The organism is Sporosarcina sp. P33, from assembly GCF_002077155.1.
In the GTDB taxonomy this organism is placed as follows: Bacteria; Bacillota; Bacilli; order Bacillales_A; family Planococcaceae; genus Sporosarcina.
This window is the reverse complement of record NZ_CP015027.1, coordinates 855,832-875,950: the sequence shown is the minus strand read 5'-3', so window position 1 is coordinate 875,950 and position 20,119 is coordinate 855,832. Positions and strand designations below refer to the sequence as shown.

The following is a 20,119-nucleotide window of genomic DNA, read 5'->3' as shown; positions in this document are numbered from 1 at the left end:
CAAGTCGGGATTATTTCTCTGATTTTAGTGCCAAAATGGAAAAAGGGTTGGAAATCGTGACGATTTCCAACCCTTTTGTCTACAGTCTGAAATGCCCAGTAAAATTTACTGGGCATTTTATTATGTTTTGAAACTTCAGTTCATCAAGCTTCGTACTTCTGCATTATAAATCCTAAAATTAGTAATATGAATGTCATGTTATTGTAAAGCGAAATTCATAATCATTGTGCTAAAGTTAACCTAGAAATTGAACAGTACAGAGTAAATAGAGAAAATATAACAGTTGGGGTGGAAAATGAAAATACGTGTATATCAATTAGTAATGGCTGTGTTTCTTATTAGTACGATTCAAATTACGACTTTCAATAAGGTCAGCGCTGCAAGTTCAAATGAGATTGCATCCTACGCCGTAAAGTTTTATGGTACACCTTATCAGTTCGGAGGCACAACTCCATCAGGGTTTGATTGTTCGGGTTATATACGATACGTTTTCAACAAGTTAAACATCAGTCTACCACGAACTTCGGAAGATCAATTTAAGGTCGGTACTTCCGTAAGCAAAGAAGATCTGATGCCTGGAGATCTTGTGTTTTTTGCAAATACGTACAAAAAAGGCATTTCACACACGGGAATCTATTTAGGAAATAACGAATTTATCTCAGCAAAGAGCCGTGGAGTACTTAAAGCGAATTTGAAAACAGATCCTTATTGGGCTCCAAAGTACGCTGGTGCCAAACGTGTAGCAAGTATTTCTAAAGTAGCTTTTGACTCATTACAGTCACAATCAGATGAACAGATGAGCGAAGTTTTTAAAGATTTACCTGTAGAACATCCTGCTCTCGGGGCAATCATTGCATTAAACGAAATTGGCGTCATAAAGGGGTATGAAGATTCCACATTTAAACCCGAAAAGACAATTACACGAGGTCAAGCGGCAGCAATGATAAATCGTGAGCTCAAATTAAAGGCATCCACCGAAGTGACATTTACGGACGTCGCGCCTGATCACCAATATGCAGCCGATATCGCGGCTTTGAATGAAGCGGGAATCCTTCAAGGTTATTCAACAGGTGAGTTTGGTATAAAAGACAAACTTACACGTGCACATCTTGCAGCCATAGTAGACCGTGCATTTGACCTTCAAAAACAAGTGGATGGGACAGTTCCAAGCGCGCCAAATTATAATGATGTACCAACAAGTCACTGGGCTAGCGAGGCAATTCATGCTCTGAAGACATTGGATCAGACAACGGTGTTTCAAACAAAAAACTTTAATATAGGGAAAGAAGCGACACGCGCAGAATTTTCTGCTGCTGTCTATAGTGCAATTTCTGGAAGTTAAATTTCTTACTTCATTATAATGGCCGTCCATATAAGCAAAATAGGGAATATGCCATTTAAATTATTCAATTTCTGAATCGATCTTAATCGGGAAAATTATTGGCGCGGAATATAAGTCATTCTACATTAAAGCAGGGGAAAAGATGCCCATAAAACAACGAAAGTGATTGGATAACCTTTCCCAATCGCTTTCGTTTTAATTTTTGGTTCTAATATTTTTCGCCAAATGCACATACGGAAGTATACTGCCCTTGGTTGTGGAACTCCGTGTCAATTGGTATTATCTGCAATTACCTTTTCTTGTCTGGAACTTAAGCATAAATCAATAAAACTGGAAGCCTCTACTTGACCCCCTCCAGTAGTATCAGATTTTGTTATATGAAAGTAATGATAAAAATGGTATGAATTCTCTTCTATTTTCAACGTTCCCTCTCCGTCTTAATCCTCACTCATTTGAAACATGGTAATATTCTCGAAAGGTTAGGCGCTGAACTTCCTTGCTTACTCTCGGGATAAATTCTAAATTCATTGTTTGTAGTAAATGGTCATACAACATTTGCATAGTAATATCTTGGTATGCCATTTGCAAATGAACATTTTTGACATTTGCATCTTTCATCATTAATGCCTAGTTAAAGTTATCGCTACCCATCAATTTGGCCGTTGCTTTGCATTCCAGGGTTATATCCTTTTCAAAATCGGAAAGGATCACCGTTCCCATATCAAAATGGAATTTTTCCATTTCGGGCAAATGAATTTCTTCGTCTTGGTCTGGGTTTATAAGACCTAGCATGGCAGTTACATGGTTTCTCAGGATATTCATATGCAATCTGATCAAATCCTTTAAAATGGCATTGTCAGCCGAGGTATCATACATTTTCAGTTTGTTAATTACACCCTCATGAGTGCTCAGATGTTCAGCCATAATTCCAAGGTCAACTGCTGGCAAAGTCATCATATCTCTCTCCTTATTATCATATTTATTAGGTTATGAACCTTCAAGAGAATATGTGATGGAAAGGTCCATTAATCCTATATGCAGTTCGTTTCATTTTTAAATCGATGACCCGCAGTAAAATTAAATAATTTTCTGTTCTAATCTTTTTTGCTTTCGATCACTACCATCTTATCGAACTAGACATGGGAACCCAATGGTATTTTAAAGTCATGAATGACCAGGATCATTAATTTTACTTGAACATATAACTTTATAATGATATTATAGGGGTATGGGGTATTCTATGAGGAGCGTTGAATAATGAATATAAAAAACAGGCTTTTGTTATTATCTGGTTTGATTGTAGCTATTGTTATTGCGGTAGTGGCCTCCTTAAATGGAATATCAAAAGGAGTTCCAGAAAATATTACTTATCCAGATATAGTTGATACGGAGACACTTATGGAAATGATCAACAGTAAAGAAGATATGGTTATTGTCGATTTAAGGGAACCGGAATTATTTTCGCAAAGTAGAGTACCCAGCTCAATAAATATCCCATTTGAGGAGATTCCGTCGAGATATACTGAACTGCCTAATGATAAGAAAATTATCTTTGTTTGTCATACAGGACGTATGGGAATGGAAAGCGGGAATCTCTTGTTAGAGAACGGCTTCAAGCAAGTTTATAATCTCGAGGGTGGTATTGCTCAATGGACAGGAGAGTTGGAAATTTAATTACAAGGGGGGAGTAGACTTGCAGGAATCAATAAGAAAAACGGTCCAACCCAATAAACAGCAGCTCCTTAACAGGTTAAAACGAATTGAAGGGCAAGTGAGAGGGATTCATCAGATGGTCGATAATGACCGCTATTGTGTGGACATTTTACATCAAATCAGCGCCATCCAATCAGCGATGAATAAGGTATCTTTGGCCTTGTTAGAAGATCATACGCACCATTGTGTAGCAAACGCGATTAAAGGGCAAAATGGTGAAAATGCCATTAAGGAACTGATGGACGTCATGAAAACGATGACGAAATAAAGGGCTGTAGAAAAAACTTTTTACTTACCGCTTGACATACCATTCGGGGTATAGTAAATTTAAAGCAATAACTGACTAGGAGGTCGTCAAAATGAGAGACACATTGAAAGTACAAGGAATGTCATGTAATCATTGCGTTAATTCAATCGAAACAAGCGTAGGTAATCTTACAGGTGTATCCTCCGTAAAGGTGGATCTTGGCAGTAATGAGGTTTCCGTAGAGTTTGATAGCCAGAAAACAACATTGGATCAGATAAAAGAAACGATTGAAGAACAAGGGTATGACATCGTCTGATTTCGGATATTATGAGATAGAGGGTTTAGTCAACAAATAATCTTCCGCTCATATCGCATGAAGATAGAAGGCGGCGGATAAGATCGTACCTTCAGGTATGATCTTTCTTTTTAAAATAAATATACCCCCACTACGTATAGGAGGGATGCTGGATGGCAACTCAAGAGAAAACGTTACAAATTAATGGAATGACCTGTGCAGCATGCGCCAACCGGATTGAAAAAGGGCTTTCCAAAATAGAGGGCGTTGAACGAGCAAATGTGAACTTTGCATTGGAACGTTCGACAATCGTCTATGACCCAGACAAAACGAATGTCAATGAGTTTAAGGAAAGGGTTGAAAAGCTCGGCTATAGTGTCGTTCAAGAAAAAGTCTCTTTTGATATTTCGGGGATGACTTGCGCAGCTTGTGCGACAAAGATTGAAAAAAGAATCAGTAAGATGGATGGGGTAGCTAATGCCAACGTCAACTTCGCGCTAGAAACAATTGCAGTTGAATATGACAGTAAACAGGTTCAAACTTCTGACATGATTACTGCTGTTAAAAAATTGGGCTATGAATTGATTCCGAAGCAAGATGGGCAAAATAAGATGGATCATAAAGAGCAAGAAATCAAGAAGCAGCAGAGGAAGTTTATTATTTCGCTGATTCTGACGGCTCCTTTATTATGGACAATGGTAGCTCATTTTGAATTTCTTTCATTTATTTATTTGCCCAATGTTCTAATGAATCCATGGATGCAGCTTGCGCTTGCTACGCCGGTTCAATTTATTGTAGGTGCCCAATTTTATAAAGGTGCTTTCAATGCTTTACGGAATAAAAGTGCCAACATGGACGTATTGGTTGCACTTGGTACGAGCGCGGCATACTTTTACAGCCTCTATCTTACGTTAGAATGGATGGCGGCAGGCAGCACTGGAATGCCAGAGCTCTATTTTGAAGCATCTGCTGTCATTATCACATTAATTGTACTTGGTAAGTTATTTGAGGTTCGTGCAAAAGGAAAAACGAGTCAGGCTATTCAAAAGCTACTTGGCTTGCAAGCTAAAACAGCCCGAGTCTTGAGAAATAACACCGAACAAGAAATCCCGATTGAAGATGTAGTGGCAGGAGATATTATCCTAGTCAAACCGGGTGAAAAGATTCCGGTGGATGGGGAAATCATTGAAGGCCGATCTGCGATTGATGAATCGATGATAACGGGCGAAAGTATACCGATTGATAAAGTTACGGGCGATGTTGTAATTGGTGCAACGATTAATAAGAATGGTTCGTTGCAAATAAAAGCAACAAAAGTAGGGAAAGATACAGCTTTAGCACAGATCGTAAAAGTGGTTGAGGAAGCACAAGGATCCAAGGCGGAAATCCAACGTTTAGCGGATAAGATTTCCGGTGTGTTTGTACCGATAGTTGTCGTTATTGCGATTGCCACGTTCTTTATTTGGTATTTTGCAGTAACACCGGGTGATTTCCGTTCGGCTTTGATTCCGACTATCTCGATTTTGGTCATCGCTTGCCCTTGTGCACTTGGTTTAGCAACACCGACGTCGATTATGGCAGGTTCAGGTAGGGCTGCTGAAATGGGGCTGCTCTTTAAAGGTGGCGAACACTTGGAAAACACTCAATCCATCGATACAGTAGTCTTGGATAAAACGGGAACCGTCACAAAAGGTGAACCTGCTTTGACAGATATTTCGGTGGCTGACGGCTTTAACGAAGAGGAAGTCCTTCAACTGATTGCAACAGCTGAAAATCAATCGGAGCATCCATTGGCACAGGCAATTGTAAGTGGTGTGAAAGAAAAAAATATTGAACTTCTTGAAGCAACTGATTTTGAAGCTTTACCGGGCTATGGAATTCGGGCTGTAGTAAGTGGCAGAGAAGTGTTAGTTGGAACGAGAAAATTGATGCATGAGCATAACATCGTAATCTTGGATTCGGAAGCATCAATGGAACAACTGGAAAGCGAAGGGAAAACAGCGATGCTCATTGCAGTGGATCACGAACTTGCGGGTGTTGTTGCTGTCGCGGATACAGTGAAAGAGACATCAAAAGAAGCGATTGCCCGAATGCAGGAGCTAGGTCTAGAAGTCATCATGCTTACGGGTGACAACCAACGTACCGCAGAGGCTATTGCCCGTCAAGTAGGTCTGTCCCACGTCATTGCGGAAGTGTTGCCAGAACAGAAAAGTGAAGAGGTTAAAAAGCTTCAGGAACAAGGCAAGAAGATAGCGATGGTCGGGGACGGTATCAATGACGCGCCAGCACTTGCAATGGCAAACGTTGGAATGGCAGTCGGAACCGGAACGGACATCGCTATAGAAGCAGCTGATATCACGTTGATGCGGGGAGATTTAAATAGTGTTGCGGATGCGATTATCATGAGCCGAAAAACAATGCGGAATATCAAAGAAAATTTATTCTTCGCATTTATTTACAATACGATCGGGATACCGATTGCGGCAATTGGCTTGTTAGCGCCATGGGTAGCTGGTGCAGCGATGGCCTTCAGCTCTGTGTCCGTGGTGTTAAATGCATTGCGTCTTCAGAAAGTGAATATCAAAAATTAACAACAAAATGAACCATTCCAACACCTTCATGAGTTAGAGTGATTTGTAATACAACCGAAATAATAAACTATGGCTATTTCTTCGTTCGAGCGGAGGAATAGCCATTTTAATGTTGAAGTTTTTTTGGTAATTACACGATAATGCATTGATTAATAGTCCCTGAAATTGGAACGAATCGTCTTTTATAAAACGGAGACATTAACGTATATGCATGACAACACAGGAGGGAAGCAATGAAAAACCGAGTACCACTATTTGGAGTGTTAATGATGGCTCTACTTGTATCGGCTTGCGCTGGAAATATGGAAAATAATAAAGCCCCCAATAATAACACCAATGAAGAAAATGAAAATATGGATATGAATAATGGGGGATCTAATTCAATGGAAGGAATGGATCATTCCAAGATGGATATGGAAACGATGGAGGGGCATATGAGCCACGACAAGGTGGTGAGTTTAAACGATTCAACAGGGAAGAATGAATTAAAATTGCCTCCTGTGCTTGAAAGCGATAATGAAAATGAAGTTGTATACACTGTTCGAGCTCAAAAAGGGGAGACTGAAATATTCGATGGTATTAAAACGAAAACGTATGGATACAACGGAACGTTTTTAGGTCCGGTGCTTCGTCTTAGCAAAGGTGATACGGTGAAAATTAGATTGATGAATGAGCTGGATGAGGTGACAACTTTTCATTGGCATGGGCTGGAGGTACCGGGGAAGGTAGATGGCGGACCACATACGGTTATAAAGCCGGAAGAAGAACAGCCGATCGAATTCAAAGTAACACAAGAGGCATCGACATTATGGTTTCATCCCCATCCTAAAGGAAACACTGCTGAACAGGTATACAATGGACTTGCAGGATTGATTTATATCGAAGATGACAATTCAAAGAGTCTTGGATTACCAAATGAGTATGGGGAGAATGACTTTCCCTTGATTTTCCAAGATAAAACATTTGATGATAAAAAGCAATTGACTTATAGTGCGGCAATGAATGAAGACGGAACAATCGGCGATACGTTATTGATCAATGGGACGTTGAATCCGAAATTGACTGTAAAGAAAGAAAAGGTTCGTCTTCGTCTATTAAATGGATCCAATGCAAGGAATTATACATTTAAATTGAATACAGGGGATACCTTTGTGCAAGTTGCAACGGATGGAGGTTTCCTGAATGAACCGGTGACACTGAAAGAACTTTCATTGACACCATCCGAACGGGCAGAAATAATTGTTGATTTTTCAAAGCTTAATACTGAAAAAGGCTTAGCGTTAATAAATGAAGATGAATCAATCCTTTTGCCATTTGAGGTTTCTGATCAAAGTGGAGAGGACAGCAGCCTTCCGGGGGAGATGAATAATTTCTCAATAACAGAAGAAGAGATGAACTTACCGGTTACAAAGAAGGTGGAGTTTTTTGGAATGATGGACAAAGTAACGATTAACGGAAAGAAATTTAATGCAGAAAGAATTGATTTCACACAAAAGCAAGGGGTTACCGAAGTGTGGGAAATTTACAATAAACCGGACGCTATGGGAGGAATGATTCATCCAGTCCATATCCATGGAACCCAATTTAAAATAATCTCAAGAAATGGGGAAGCGCCACCGGAAAATGAACAGGGCTGGAAGGACAGTATCTCCGTAAAACCGGAAGAGAGAGTGAAAATTGCTATAAAGTTTAAGGATAAGGGCGTGTATATGATCCACTGCCATATACTTGAACACGAAGACAATGGGATGATGGCTCAGATAAAGGTGGAGTAAACCTATAAGCCCGGAACCCGATAAAAACCAACACAGAAAAAAGAATATAGAAATAGCCAGTGCAATGAGTATGCACTGGCTATTTTTAGGGTATTTTCAAATAATGATATTAATGTAGCTTGTGAAATGTGAATAATAATCATGTAACAACAAGTGTTGACTTCATATCTGCATGTCCAGTACCACAGGGAAGATTACAATAAATGGTGTATTCACCTGGTTCAGTAGGTGTGAAAGTTGCCTCGCCATCGCCTTTAATGTCAACGTCAAGTCCAGCGATAGTAATCCCGTGCATGCCTTCTTCGTTTGTAAATATTACTTTAACCTCTTCTCCAGCCTTAACAGTATACTCTTCCTGATTAAATTCAAAGTTTATTGCCGTAATATTTATTTCATTACTAACGGTTGATCCGCCAGTAGTGCCGGTAGTATCTACCTGACCCGTTTCATCACTTGCGTCTTTTCCACCACAAGCAGCAAGAACAAACAAAACGCTTAATAAAACTGCTCCTAATAACGATCTTTTCAAAACATTCACCTCCATTAATTTTCGGGGATGTATTCCCTTGTATCCCTCTTATATATAATGATATACATTAAAAATCCATTATCTATGGAGAAAATAAGACAAAGTTGTGGCGATTATTGGTAAGTATATTAACTGGACAAATAGCAGAGAGTCAAAATCAACGTTTAAGTTGTTTACGATTGCATTTCATAAGCAACAAACTTTGAAAGAACATTCCCTTTTTAGATTCTTTTATTTTTTTCCATCTAATGCTTTTTTTAGTGTATTAATGTTACGCTCCATTAAGGAGAAATAGTCTTCTTTGTTTTTGATGTCTTCGGCAGTTAGTACTCCAAGGTTGTGGAGCGTAAGCGATTCCGCACCGACTTCCTTCCTGACAATATCGGTAAGTTTTGATGATACGTTTTGTTCGAAAAATACGTATTTCACTTCCTGTTCCTTCGCAGATTTCACTATAGATGCTAATTGTTTTTGTGAGGGCTCACTTTGTGAGTTCAAACCTGCAATTGCTACTTGCTCAAGTCCATACGTTTTTGCGATATAGCCGAAAGCAGCATGTGAAACGAAAAACGTCTTTGTTGTGCTATTTAATGCCATCTCTTTAAATTTATTATCAAGTGCCATTAAGTCAGTACGTAATGATTCAAAGTTTTTTTCAAAATCGGCTTTCTTATTGGGTGCTGCTTCAATAAGAGAATTTTTTATCGACGAAGCTAGTTCGACACTTAGTACCGGAGAAATCCATACGTGAGGATCATAAGCTCCGTGGTCCTCGTGTTCATCAAACTCAGCATCGTGTTCGTCGCTACTATCTTCATCATTGTCTGAATCCTCTTCATCGTCTTCAAGAAGCATTTCTTCAGGAATTGATTCTGCAGTCGCAATCATTTTTACATGTTCGCCTTGCATCGATTTTTTCGCATTTTCCACAAAACCTTCTAGTCCAAGCCCGATATAAAAGAATAGGTCAGAATCAGCAAGTGCTATCATATCCTTCTGCGTCGGGTCAAATGTATGCTCGTCGGTTCCAGCTGGATAGATTGATTTGACATCCACATAGCTGCCACCAATTCGTTCTGTGAAATATTGAAGGGGATAGACTGTTGTGAAGACTGATAACAGTTTTTCTTCATCATCCACTTTGGGGGCAGATGTATTAGTATCTGTATTGCCACAAGCAGTTAGTAGTATAACTATTAGCATCGATAATGGAGCTAGTATAGATGTATGGACACAAGTTAGTTAAGTCTCTATCCTAATAAATAGAGAGGACGTGTCCGGAATGAAACAAAAACGTTATAACCAGGAATTCAAACAAACAATCGTCGAACTCTACAGGTCTGGCACATCTGTGAGTGATCTCAGCCGTGAATATGGTGTATCTGAAGTAACAATTTATAAATGGATCAAAGCACATTCCCCAATTGAAAATGGGGGCGGTTTGACACCCGCTGAAATTGCAGAGATCCAAAAGGAAAACCTTCGCCTTCAACAGGAGGTAGAAATCCTAAAAAAGGCTATGACCATATTCGCGAAAAAGTGACTGACCAAGAGATTATCGACCATATCGAACAGGAAAAGGAGAACCATCCGGTTCAAGTCTTGTGTGAAGTACTCGAAGTGCCCAGAAGTACGTATTATCAATCATTCCATAAAGTGAAATCTTCGTATGAAATTGAAAACGAAGCGATTTTAGAGCGCATAAAAATCATTCATGCGGAGAGTAAAGGCCGCTACGGAGCGCCTAAAATCCATCAGTTTCTCAAAAAGGAAGGCTTCAATGTCAGCTTAAAACGTGTCCAGCGCATCATGAAAGCAGAGGGAATCCGATCTATCATCACGAAGAAATACCGTCCAGCTTCATCGGCAAGCCAAATAGAAGAACGCGACAATTTATTGGAACAGGATTTTGAAACAACGACAATTAACGAGAAATGGGTTGCCGATATTACGTATGTCCACACGCTAAAAAACGGTTGGTGCTACCTAGCATCTGTCCTTGATTTACACACGAAGAAAATTGTTGGTTATTCGTTTTCCAAATCCATGACAACTGAACTCGTTCTAACAGCTTTGACGAACGCACTTGAAGTGCAACGGCCAGGAGATGGTCTGATTCTACATACCGACTTAGGCAGTCAATACACAAGTGAAGACTTTGAAAAAGCGGTAAAAGCAACGAATATTGAACACTCTTTCAGTCGAAAAGGCTGTCCCTATGACAACGCCTGCATCGAGTCTTTTCATGCCACGTTAAAGAAGGAAGAAGTCTATCAAACAACCTATATTGACTTTGAAGCAGCACGAATTGCCCTCTTTCAATACATTGAATCATGGTACAACCGAAAACGGATCCATGGGGCAATTAACTATTTAACGCCGCAACAATTAGAAGATCTGTGCAGACAGGAAGCTGCCTAATCGAAGGAAGACATTGGGGCTTCGATTCACCCTACCTACACATTTTTCAGGAACGACATCCATGGGCTGTACTTCCTGTATCCAGCGAAAGCTGTCAAGTGCGGGCTTCCACTTAACTGGTTTCGCTGGATACAGGACCATCCATGAATGGATGCCGTTTCTGATAACGACTTAACAATTTTGTGTCCAGGATATTGACATAGATCCATAAGAAGAATAAAGACTTCTTTTTCATTGTAAAAAATCCTCCTAGTTTTTAATAGTAATCATTACGATTTGTCCTGATGCTTTTACATCTTACAAAAAGAAGTTAAATTTAGCAACAAAAAAGATACGCATTAATAGGATTGTCAATTCCACTTTTCCAAATGCAATTCTATTTTATTGAATAGATACATAGAATTCTATTCGGAGGGGAACATAATGAGAAGAGACGCACAGACATATTCATTTTTCATATTTGCACTATTTTTATTGCCGATTATTGTCGCGAATTATCCTTCTACACCAGTACAAATAAACAAGGCAGAGCCGATTGGAAAAAGTCTAATAGTATACGCGGAAAATCTGGTAGAATCCGATATTCCATATTTACAACCAATGCCTGCAAAAGTCTTAGTATTTTTCACGCATTCACATGAAGCCTTCCAACCTATTGTACAAAATAAGGAAAATGTGACAGCTGTCTATCACAGCACTTCAAACATTATGGCGTTTGAAGATACGATAAAAAATCATTTTGACTTAAATGGTATTCAAACGGAATTTCTAGCTGTTGATACAATGGATGAAATGAAAGAGAAGAATAAAGCTTTCCGCGAGGCTTATAATGTGGTGCGTCCTTATGTCGATAAACAAATTAAGGAAAATGAGTATGATGTAATCATTGACCTACACAGGGATTCCGCTAATAGAAAGACCTCGACACTCACTTACAATAATCAGACGTATGGTAAGATCTATTTCGTTGTAGGAGAAAATAATCCGGATTTTCACAAAAATAAAGATTACGCTGAGCGGTTGTCTGGTCAATTAAACAAATTGGTGCCAGGGATTTCACGGGGCATATTCGGAAAAAAAGGGGAGCATGTAGACGGAGTCTATAATCAAGACCTGGCCAAAAATATGGTTCTTATAGAGCTGGGAGGAATAGACAATACAGAAGAAGAAATAAATCGTACGATTTCTGTTTTGGCAAAGGCAATATCTAATTTATTACAAGAGCAAAGTGCTTAGGTTTCAACATTGTACTGGTGTAATTGAATATTGTTTAGTGTTGTTTGTTTATGTGAAGCAAAAGGAAAAACTAGTTTCTCGGAGCCCTTAATGACCCCGCATTGGAGTCGTCAAGGGCTTTTATGATTTAGGAACTAACGGTATTTATTTTGATACTACCTTCAGTTGTGCAATTTGTATGCATAAATTATGACGATTTTCAAACACAACTAGTACATGCATATTTTTTTCATATCTTCTTGCTATACTCAAAAAGTAGTAATTGAATTGAGAGGAGAAATATGTAATGGGAATAAAGATAAAACTTGCCGCAGCGGCAGTGAGTATATTGGTTATCAGCGGTTGTAGCAACAATAAGCAGGCCGACGAGGAAATGGATCATTCCCAAATGAATGAAGAGATGGAGGAAATGGACCATTCCACTATGGGTGACATGATGGAAGGGCATATGAGTCATGATGAGGTAATGATGTTAAATGACTCTACAGGTGCAAATGAATTAAAAATCCCATCAATGCTTGTTTCGGATAATGATCAAGGTGTCGAATACACAGTTAGAGCACAAAAAGGTAAGACTGAAATATTTGATGGAATTGAAACGGAAACCTATGGATACAACGGATCGTTTTTAGGACCGATGCTTCGTTTTGAGCAAGGTGACAAAGTGAAAATTAAAACGATAAATGAGCTAGATGATCCAACTACTTTTCACTGGCATGGGCTGGAAGTTGCTGCAGCCGTTGATGGCGGACCGCATGATGCCTTGCAACCGGGAGAGGAAAAAGTCATTGAATTTGAAGTGACACAAGAAGCAGCTACATTATGGTTTCATCCGCATCCTGAAGGAAAAACTTCCGAACAGGTATACAACGGACTCGCAGGGTTGATTTATATCGAGGATGAAAATTCGAAAAGTCTGGGGTTGCCAAACGTTTATGGAGAAAATGATTTTCCTTTGATTTTTCAGGATAAACTATTTGACGACAAGAAACAATTGAATTTTAGTGCAGCTAAGAATGATGACGGAACAATCGGAGATACGCTATTGATCAATGGAACTCTTAATCCGAAGTTAACTGTAAACAAAGAGAAAGTACGTCTGCGATTATTAAATGGTTCGAATGCGAGAAATTATACATTCAAATTGAATACAGGGGATCCCTTTGTTCAAATTGCAACAGATGGTGGTTTCTTGAATGAACCGGTCACTTTAAACGAAGTTACGCTAACACCTTCTGAGAGAGCAGAAATAGTTGTTGATTTTTCACAGCTCGATACGGAAAAAGATCTGGCGCTTATAAATGAGGATGGATCTGTCCTGTTGCCATTTGAGATTTCTGATCAAGGCGGGACGGTCACAAGAATCCCGGGAGTAATGAATGATTTTTCATTAACAGAAGAAGAAATGGACTTGCCCGTCACGAAAAAGATTGAACTGTTTGGGATGATGGACATGGTAACAATCAATGGAAAGAAGTTTGATCCGGAAAGAATCGATTTTACACAACAACAAGGGGTTACAGAAGTTTGGGAAATTTACAATAAGCCGGACATGATGGGCGGGATGACTCATCCATTCCACATTCACGGAGCACAATTTAAAATAATCTCCAGGAATGGAGAAGCACCGCCGGAAAATGAGCGTGGATGGAAGGACAGCATTTCAGTAGCACCTGATGAGACGGTTAAAATAGCGATACAATTTAAGCATAAAGGTGTGTATATGTTCCATTGTCATATTCTTGAACATGAAGACAATGGGATGATGGGACAGGTAAAAGTCGAATAAACATCGTTCAATTCAATTGCGTTTAAAAGTCTGTAACAGCCAGTGTGTATTCGTTCACACTGGCTGTTTTAGAATTCATCATAGGAAAAATATTCATTCTTTCTAAAGGTAGGCCACATAATGTATCCAAAAATAAATCGGTATTCAAAGAGAAAGAAAAGGTCCTTGTTAGCTGTCCTATTATATTTGGCAATTATATTATTTCTTATTTGGTTACTTATCGTTTCTTTGCTTGCGTTAAATTATCGTAATGATAGAAACAATGAAGAAAGTCCTATACCTGGAAGAGAATCTTCGTTTTCGGATTTTGGTGCGGAAACGTTAGACAACTATTCTGGCAGTACGAATTCACTTGCAGAGTCGAACGTTTCTACAGATAGCACAATAGATAAAAAAAAAATGAAGAGCATTGAGCAACAACCAGGTAGAGATGAATTCAAACCTAACATGAAGGAACTTCTAAAAGATAGAGAACTTGTATTCAAGGATCTTGATGCAATCTTTGCAAATATGAAATCGCCCAAAAGATTTTCAAAAGATTCCATACACTCAACATTTGGGCGAGATGTCGTCTATATATATCACACCCATAACCGCGAATCCTTTTTACCGTTTTTAAAAGATGCAAATAAACCGGAAGAAGCGTATCACTCAAAAGCAAATATGACGTTAGTTGGTGAAATGCTAGGGAAAGCACTGGAAAGAAGAGGTATAGGAACAAAAGTGGATTCAACTGATATTGTTCAGGAACTAGGTTTACGGGGATTAGATTATAACAATTCTTATAAGCTATCAGGAGAAATAGTTAGGGAGGCACTTAGAGAAAATCAAAATCTAGACATTTTCTTGGACTTGCATCGTGATTCCTTACGAAAGGATTCTACAACCGCAAAATTGAATGGCGAGGGCTATGCACAGCTTTTGTTTGTTGTTGGGACTGGGCATGAAGATTTTGCAAAGAATCTTTCTTTTGCTGAGGGGGTTAATAATATACTTTCCAAGCAGTATCCGGGTCTGTCAAAAGGTGTATTGAAAAAGAATAAAAGCCAAGGGAATGGAGTTTATAATCAAGATCTTTCCCCGAATTCCGTCATTGTAGAAATTGGCGGAGTAGATAATACAGCTGCAGAGCTACACAGAAGTATTGAAGCGCTTGCAGAAGGACTAAGTGAATATTATTGGCATGGGAAATGATTTGATTGAACGGATTCATAATAAGGAATAAGGATTTTTTAAGGAGATGCCCATTTCCCGTTTAAATTCATTCCTTCGGGGAAAAATTACATCGAATGAAAAAATAAGGAGATGATTCCATGAATTCGAAATACGCAGAAACCCTTAAGGTGATTCTAGAATGCCTGGAGGAATGCAATACTTGTTACGATGCATGCCTGAAAGAAGAAGACGTTAAGATGATGGCTGAATGCATACGATTGGATCGTGAATGTGCTGACGTTTGTGCTTTCGCTGCACAGGCGATAACTCGTAACAGTCCATTCACTAAACAGATTTTAGAGCTTTGTGCAGAGGTCTGCAACCGTTGCGCTGAAGAGTGTGCTAAACATGAACAGGATCATTGCAAGCGCTGTGCCGAAGCTTGCCGGAAATGTGCAGAAGCATGCCGTCAAGCGATAGCATAATCGATACAAACTAAACGAAGGAGCTATCATGAGAAATTTATACGGTTTCTTGTGGTAGCTTCATTCATAACTAATTTAGAAAAACAGAGGTGTACTAGACAAATGAAGAAGCATTTATTTTTTCTAGGTCTCGCGATGATTATTGGTTTAAGTGGGTGTGGGAATAAAACGACCAACGAGAAAAGCATAGATGTCAATAAGGAACCGAAACAGGAAGATATGGAAATGGAGATGGATCATTCTGGCTCAGGTGAAGTTCCTGCAACATTGAAAGTAGCAGAAAATCCAACCTTTGAAGTCGGAAGTGAAGCAATCATTGAAGCCGATCATATGAAAGGAATGAAAGGTGCAGTCGCGACAATTGTTGGTGCATATGATACTACAGCCTACGCCATTTCATATACCCCGGTAACCGGCGGTGAAAGAGTGAAGAACCATAAATGGGTTATCCAGGAGGAAATTAAGGACGCAGATGACAAAACGTTGGAGCCGGGTACTGAGGTCACTGTAGAGGCAGATCATATGAAAGGGATGAAAGGGGCAGTAGCTGTAATTGATTCAGCTGAAAAAACGACTGTATATATGATTGATTATACTCCGACTACGGGTGGTGAAGAGGTAACTAACCACAAGTGGGTAACAGAAGAGGAACTTTCAGCTAAATGAAAGCTTGAGGAAAACGAATATAGACTTAAAAGAGCTAAATCCCCGTGGTTTAGCTCTTTTAAACGTTACTAAAAGCTGTGGTGAAGTAAACCAATATATTTTTTAGTTTGATTAATATTGTTTTGAACAAGAAAGCAACGTGACTTTTCAAAACTATTTCCTTATTGGTAAAGATGATTTGCGCTGATGAGGAGAGCTGACAAATTTCCGGCTCTCTTAGTTTATTATCAAAAATATAATAGAAAGATTGTTGAAAAGAATTTGGTCTTACATGCATAAAAGAAAGAATAGTAGACAATTCTATTTTTATAGTTTATTTGGACTAAAAATAAACAAATTAAAAATGGGGTGTCGTAAAAATGCAAAGAAGTTGTTTGTATTCTATTGAACCGATCGGTCTTGGCTCAATTGGAGTAGAGTCCCTTACAAGCTATATATCTAGACTGGCGGATGCTCACTGTGTAACTGTCGGTGATATTATGGCTCATTTAATAACACTGATATTAGACAAAAAATACATCAATAATATTGTGATCAATGGTGGAAATGGTTTTTATAAATCTGCATCTGCCATTAACGGCCACGGAATAATTGCAGAAGATTTTATTGAAGCATTTACGTCTTTAACAAAGAGAAAGGATATTAGGGAAACTACGCTAGTTAATTGCCGAAAATTAGTTCCGTATAGGGGGTTACTAAAAAGTAGCAAACATTGGTGTCCATCCTGTTTTCAGGCTGATTTGGAAAGTAAACAGATTGTGTATGAAAGACTAAGTTGGGTTCTACAACCCTTTCCCAAATGTATTATTCACAACAGGATTCTAGAGAATGTATGCCCATTCTGCGGGTCTAGCATGTATACACTAGAAAGAAAGAGTATACCAGGTTATTGCACAAAATGTTTTTACTGGCTAGGCAATTTTAAGGAAAACAAAGATGCGACTTACAATAGCGAGACCAATGATTCAATGAGAGCTTTTTTCTTTGAATTGATCAACTTTTCTCTTGAAGATAATCATGTTTCACGCTCAATATCCTTTTATTTAGAAAGTTATTTTGACGGGTCTTTAACTCAAGCTGCTGAATTCCTTGGTTATTCCAAGTCGACTTTATGGGGATGGAAGGAAGGGGCTAATCTCGCCCCATTAAATGCTCTGATAAACATTACATCGAAACTTCAGCTTAGTCTAACTGATTTCATAAATAATATGGAGAAATCGAAAATAACATTAAATGATGATCCCTCTCGAAGAATAGTTATTTCTGAAAGAACAAAAAAAGATCACCAAAAAATCCAGGGATTTATTAATTTAATTATCGCAGAAAAGAAGCCTTATTCATTAAGTGAGATTGCAAAATTGATGGAGTGTGATAAGAAGCTATTAACACAAATGTACCCAAACGAATGCCAACAAATAAAAAGAATCTATTTAGATGCCATAGAGGAAAGTAAACTAAGTAAAAATAAAACTTTGAAAAAAAGTATTGATAATGCGGTCTATATATTATTGAAACGGGGTACTTATCCGAGTAGTGGGAAAGTTGAGCAAATTAGATGATTGGTCTGGGTACGTCGGATGTGAAAGGCAAGAAATTTATAGATGTACCGGCATCGCACGGTTTTTATAAAGCGATTGTGAAAATGGCGGAGGAAGGAATTATTGGCGGCTATCCGGATGGCAGTTTCAAGCCAAATGAGCCGATCAAGCGTAAAAATATGGCTGCGATTCTTGTGAAAGCATTTGATTTACCACGTGATGGGGAAGTAAAAAACCCGTTCAAAGGAGAAATTGGCATTACACAGGACATACTTATTATTTACAAGCTCGGCATTACTACAGGCACATCTCCTACAACATTTAGTCCGAACGCATCGATTACGAGAGGGCAAGCCGCGAAAATGCTAGCAGCGACGGAGCAAGTCATGCTGAAAAATGCCGTGACGATAATAGCAGGCGATTTAGGATGGGATTCGATCGATGCGGTTATCGATGATCAAGTGAATCCGAGCGTATTTCGTGCAGTAAAAGTGAAAGGGAAAGAAGACAGGCTAAGTCAAGTTCAATTATTTCCGGTCAAAGTAGGAACAGGTGGAGTGGTCATTTGGGGGAAAGATGCGGAACTGAATATGAAGTATCAAAAGTATTATATTCATGTAAAAAAAGAGAACAGCGAACTACGTTTGACGGTAGAAAAGACGAATGATACTCTTCCGGCTGAGGTATCACTCAATACAAAATATAAACCCGTAAAAAATATAGCTCTTGCTGAAGTAGATGGAGAGACGATCTCCGACAACGTAAAGATTGAAAAAACTGTATATAATTTTACGTATATTACGATCGAAAAGCCAGGTGAGTATATTACAACCGTCCGCTTTGAGAATGGGGAAGAAGCGCGTTACAGTGTGAGCGTTTTTGAAAATGAAGATTCTTTTTTATATGCTGGAGTGGCCATGGAAGTAGGACCGGCTGATAATATTAAATAAATATAATGGGTGCCGGGTCTGCAAGCAATCTTAATTAATAATTGGGAGGGAAAAATATGTTTAAAATATTCATACCAGATGACGAACTAATAATTGTAAAAGCAAAAAAAGACTTTAAAACGAATGGATATGACGTTAAAGAAGGGGAACTTTTCAATGCCTCAGAAAAAGAAGGAGTAATTGTAAATGGCAGTTTCGCGTGTACTATTGGCAGTCCTACTTTTGAAGCTTGGTTTGAAATAATCAACTAAGCCAAATTGTAAACTGACTGATTCGTAAACTTTAAATAGCCTGCCAAACGCTGTGCATCACACAACTCAAAAATAATTCAGAGTAGTCCTCGGGTTTTGTGATGCACAGGTAAACAAAACCAATTTTCGTGTGGAAGTTATATACTGTACAGACTTTTCTTTATAAAAATCAGTTAAGTAAAATATAGTGTTATAATTACCACTACCTTTCAATCAAATTAGAAAATCAGAAAGCGGGCGATTATTCTGTTTACTATTAAAAACTTTGAAGATAATGAGAATGTAAAAGTGAAGGAAGAGCTTGGCCCTTTTAAAGTAGTAGAGTTTCAAAGAGAGTTAAGTATCAATCATGCTACGGCTCAATCGGCATATTATGCTTCTGAAATGAATGTAAGAAGACGACAGCTCGTTTGCGATGTCAGTCAGTCTAACATTACGATTCAGGCAGGGGCCATGCAATGGATGGCCGGAGAGGTGAAAGCAACGACTGGGCTTAAGGGAGTAGGAGACTTTATCGGAAAGACGATTAGAGGCAAAATGACCAAAGAATCGAGCATCAAGCCTGAGTACACGGGAACGGGTACACTTGTTTTAGAACCAACGTACAAGCATATTTTACTGTTGGATGTGGACGAGTGGCATCAGTCACTTGTCATTGAAGATGGACTTTTTTTAGCTTGTGATTCAGGATTGAAACATAAGGCCGTGATGCGCTCAAATCTTTCTTCTGCTGCACTTGGCGGGGAAGGCCTTTTCAATCTGGGGATTTCTGGGCAAGGAACGATTGCACTGGAATCTTCCGTAGCGAGAGAGGAACTTATCGAAATCGAGTTAGAAAATGATGAGTTGAAAGTCGATGGGAATATGGCGATAGCTTGGTCAGGCGGTTTGGAATTTACTGTCGAACGCTCTGGAAAAACACTTATGGGTTCAGCGGCTTCAGGCGAAGGATTGGTAAATGTCTACCGCGGAACAGGAAAAGTATTAATGGCGCCGTTCCTTCAATAAATTAAAATAAGGTACCTGTGCGCGAAACAAACATGAATGTGTAAACAATCATGAAAATTTCATGCGCAGGTACCTTTAATCATTAAAAGGGAAGAAAAGCCCTGCAATGAATAGAGTACCCAAAACAA

At 38.9% G+C, this 20,119-nt stretch carries 19 protein-coding genes; 16 read left to right on the top strand and 3 right to left on the bottom strand.

The genetic code is table 11. The features are described from left to right. Positions 1–295 precede the first annotated feature (295 nt). The gene (locus SporoP33_RS04305; RefSeq protein ID WP_081242591.1) at positions 296–1,342 is read left to right on the top strand and encodes a C40 family peptidase; all 1,047 of its coding nucleotides are present in this window, start codon (positions 296–298) and stop codon (positions 1,340–1,342) included. 627 nt (positions 1,343–1,969) lie between these two features. On the opposite strand, the gene SporoP33_RS16290 is transcribed toward SporoP33_RS04305, so the two are convergent. After that, entirely contained in the window at positions 1,970–2,296 is a 327-nt protein-coding gene (locus SporoP33_RS16290) for a hypothetical protein (RefSeq protein ID WP_231293302.1), read from the bottom strand. A gap of 303 nt (positions 2,297–2,599) precedes the next feature. Between SporoP33_RS16290 and SporoP33_RS04295 the strand changes: the two genes are divergently transcribed. The 5 genes from SporoP33_RS04295 to SporoP33_RS04275 all read left to right on the top strand — a co-directional run bounded on the left by SporoP33_RS04295 (position 2,600) and on the right by SporoP33_RS04275 (position 7,963). Further along, the gene (locus tag SporoP33_RS04295; protein WP_231293301.1) at positions 2,600–3,016 is read left to right on the top strand and encodes a rhodanese-like domain-containing protein; all 417 of its coding nucleotides are present in this window, start codon (positions 2,600–2,602) and stop codon (positions 3,014–3,016) included. A 19-nt stretch (positions 3,017–3,035) separates the two neighbouring features. Next, a complete protein-coding gene (locus tag SporoP33_RS04290) occupies positions 3,036–3,323 on the top strand; it encodes a metal-sensitive transcriptional regulator (protein WP_081242590.1) in 288 nt (95 codons plus the stop codon). 91 nt (positions 3,324–3,414) lie between these two features. Further along, a complete protein-coding gene (copZ, locus tag SporoP33_RS04285) occupies positions 3,415–3,618 on the top strand; it encodes a copper chaperone CopZ (protein WP_081242589.1) in 204 nt (67 codons plus the stop codon). 152 nt (positions 3,619–3,770) lie between these two features. Next, positions 3,771–6,188 carry a heavy metal translocating P-type ATPase gene (locus tag SporoP33_RS04280; RefSeq protein WP_081242588.1) on the top strand — a complete coding sequence of 806 codons (2,418 nt, stop codon included), beginning with the start codon at positions 3,771–3,773 and terminating at the stop codon, positions 6,186–6,188. Between the two features lie 233 nt (positions 6,189–6,421). After that, the gene (locus SporoP33_RS04275; protein WP_155961305.1) at positions 6,422–7,963 is read left to right on the top strand and encodes a multicopper oxidase family protein; all 1,542 of its coding nucleotides are present in this window, start codon (positions 6,422–6,424) and stop codon (positions 7,961–7,963) included. A 139-nt stretch (positions 7,964–8,102) separates the two neighbouring features. Here the strand turns inward: SporoP33_RS04275 and SporoP33_RS04270 are convergent, their stop codons facing one another. Both SporoP33_RS04270 and SporoP33_RS04265 read right to left on the bottom strand, forming a co-directional pair. Then, positions 8,103–8,492 (bottom strand): cupredoxin domain-containing protein, encoded by a 390-nt coding sequence (locus SporoP33_RS04270; protein WP_196796850.1) that lies wholly within the window; start codon positions 8,490–8,492, stop codon positions 8,103–8,105. 231 nt (positions 8,493–8,723) lie between these two features. Then, positions 8,724–9,695 (bottom strand): metal ABC transporter solute-binding protein, Zn/Mn family, encoded by a 972-nt coding sequence (locus SporoP33_RS04265; protein WP_081242586.1) that lies wholly within the window; start codon positions 9,693–9,695, stop codon positions 8,724–8,726. Between the two features lie 79 nt (positions 9,696–9,774). Here SporoP33_RS04265 and SporoP33_RS04260 point away from each other — a divergent pair. From SporoP33_RS04260 to SporoP33_RS04215, 10 genes are all read left to right on the top strand, one after another. Beyond that, a protein-coding gene (locus tag SporoP33_RS04260; protein WP_369821956.1) for an IS3 family transposase occupies positions 9,775–10,913 on the top strand; the annotation gives its coding sequence in 2 pieces (ribosomal slippage) (positions 9,775–10,009 and positions 10,009–10,913; 1,140 coding nt in all). Between the two features lie 423 nt (positions 10,914–11,336). Continuing rightward, positions 11,337–12,149 carry a stage II sporulation protein P gene (gene spoIIP / locus SporoP33_RS04255; protein WP_081242585.1) on the top strand — a complete coding sequence of 271 codons (813 nt, stop codon included), beginning with the start codon at positions 11,337–11,339 and terminating at the stop codon, positions 12,147–12,149. A 286-nt stretch (positions 12,150–12,435) separates the two neighbouring features. After that, positions 12,436–13,938, top strand: coding sequence for a multicopper oxidase domain-containing protein (locus SporoP33_RS04250; protein WP_081242584.1), 1,503 nt, complete (start codon positions 12,436–12,438; stop codon positions 13,936–13,938). 120 nt (positions 13,939–14,058) lie between these two features. After that, the gene (locus SporoP33_RS04245) at positions 14,059–15,132 is read left to right on the top strand and encodes a stage II sporulation protein P (RefSeq protein WP_081242583.1); all 1,074 of its coding nucleotides are present in this window, start codon (positions 14,059–14,061) and stop codon (positions 15,130–15,132) included. A 119-nt stretch (positions 15,133–15,251) separates the two neighbouring features. Then, complete coding sequence (locus SporoP33_RS04240) at positions 15,252–15,578, top strand: four-helix bundle copper-binding protein (RefSeq protein WP_081242582.1); 327 nt, start codon at positions 15,252–15,254, stop codon at positions 15,576–15,578. Between the two features lie 102 nt (positions 15,579–15,680). After that, positions 15,681–16,244 (top strand): YdhK family protein, encoded by a 564-nt coding sequence (locus SporoP33_RS04235; RefSeq protein ID WP_081242581.1) that lies wholly within the window; start codon positions 15,681–15,683, stop codon positions 16,242–16,244. A 359-nt stretch (positions 16,245–16,603) separates the two neighbouring features. Further along, positions 16,604–17,803 (top strand): TniQ family protein, encoded by a 1,200-nt coding sequence (locus SporoP33_RS04230; RefSeq protein WP_081242580.1) that lies wholly within the window; start codon positions 16,604–16,606, stop codon positions 17,801–17,803. Next, the gene (locus SporoP33_RS04225; protein WP_081242579.1) at positions 17,800–18,732 is read left to right on the top strand and encodes an S-layer homology domain-containing protein; all 933 of its coding nucleotides are present in this window, start codon (positions 17,800–17,802) and stop codon (positions 18,730–18,732) included. The genes SporoP33_RS04230 and SporoP33_RS04225 overlap by 4 nt, the downstream gene beginning before the upstream one ends. 56 nt (positions 18,733–18,788) lie before the next feature. Continuing rightward, positions 18,789–18,983, top strand: coding sequence for a hypothetical protein (locus SporoP33_RS04220; protein ID WP_081242578.1), 195 nt, complete (start codon positions 18,789–18,791; stop codon positions 18,981–18,983). 288 nt (positions 18,984–19,271) lie between these two features. Next, positions 19,272–19,991 (top strand): AIM24 family protein, encoded by a 720-nt coding sequence (locus SporoP33_RS04215; protein WP_231293300.1) that lies wholly within the window; start codon positions 19,272–19,274, stop codon positions 19,989–19,991. The last annotated feature ends 128 nt before the right edge of the window (positions 19,992–20,119 follow it).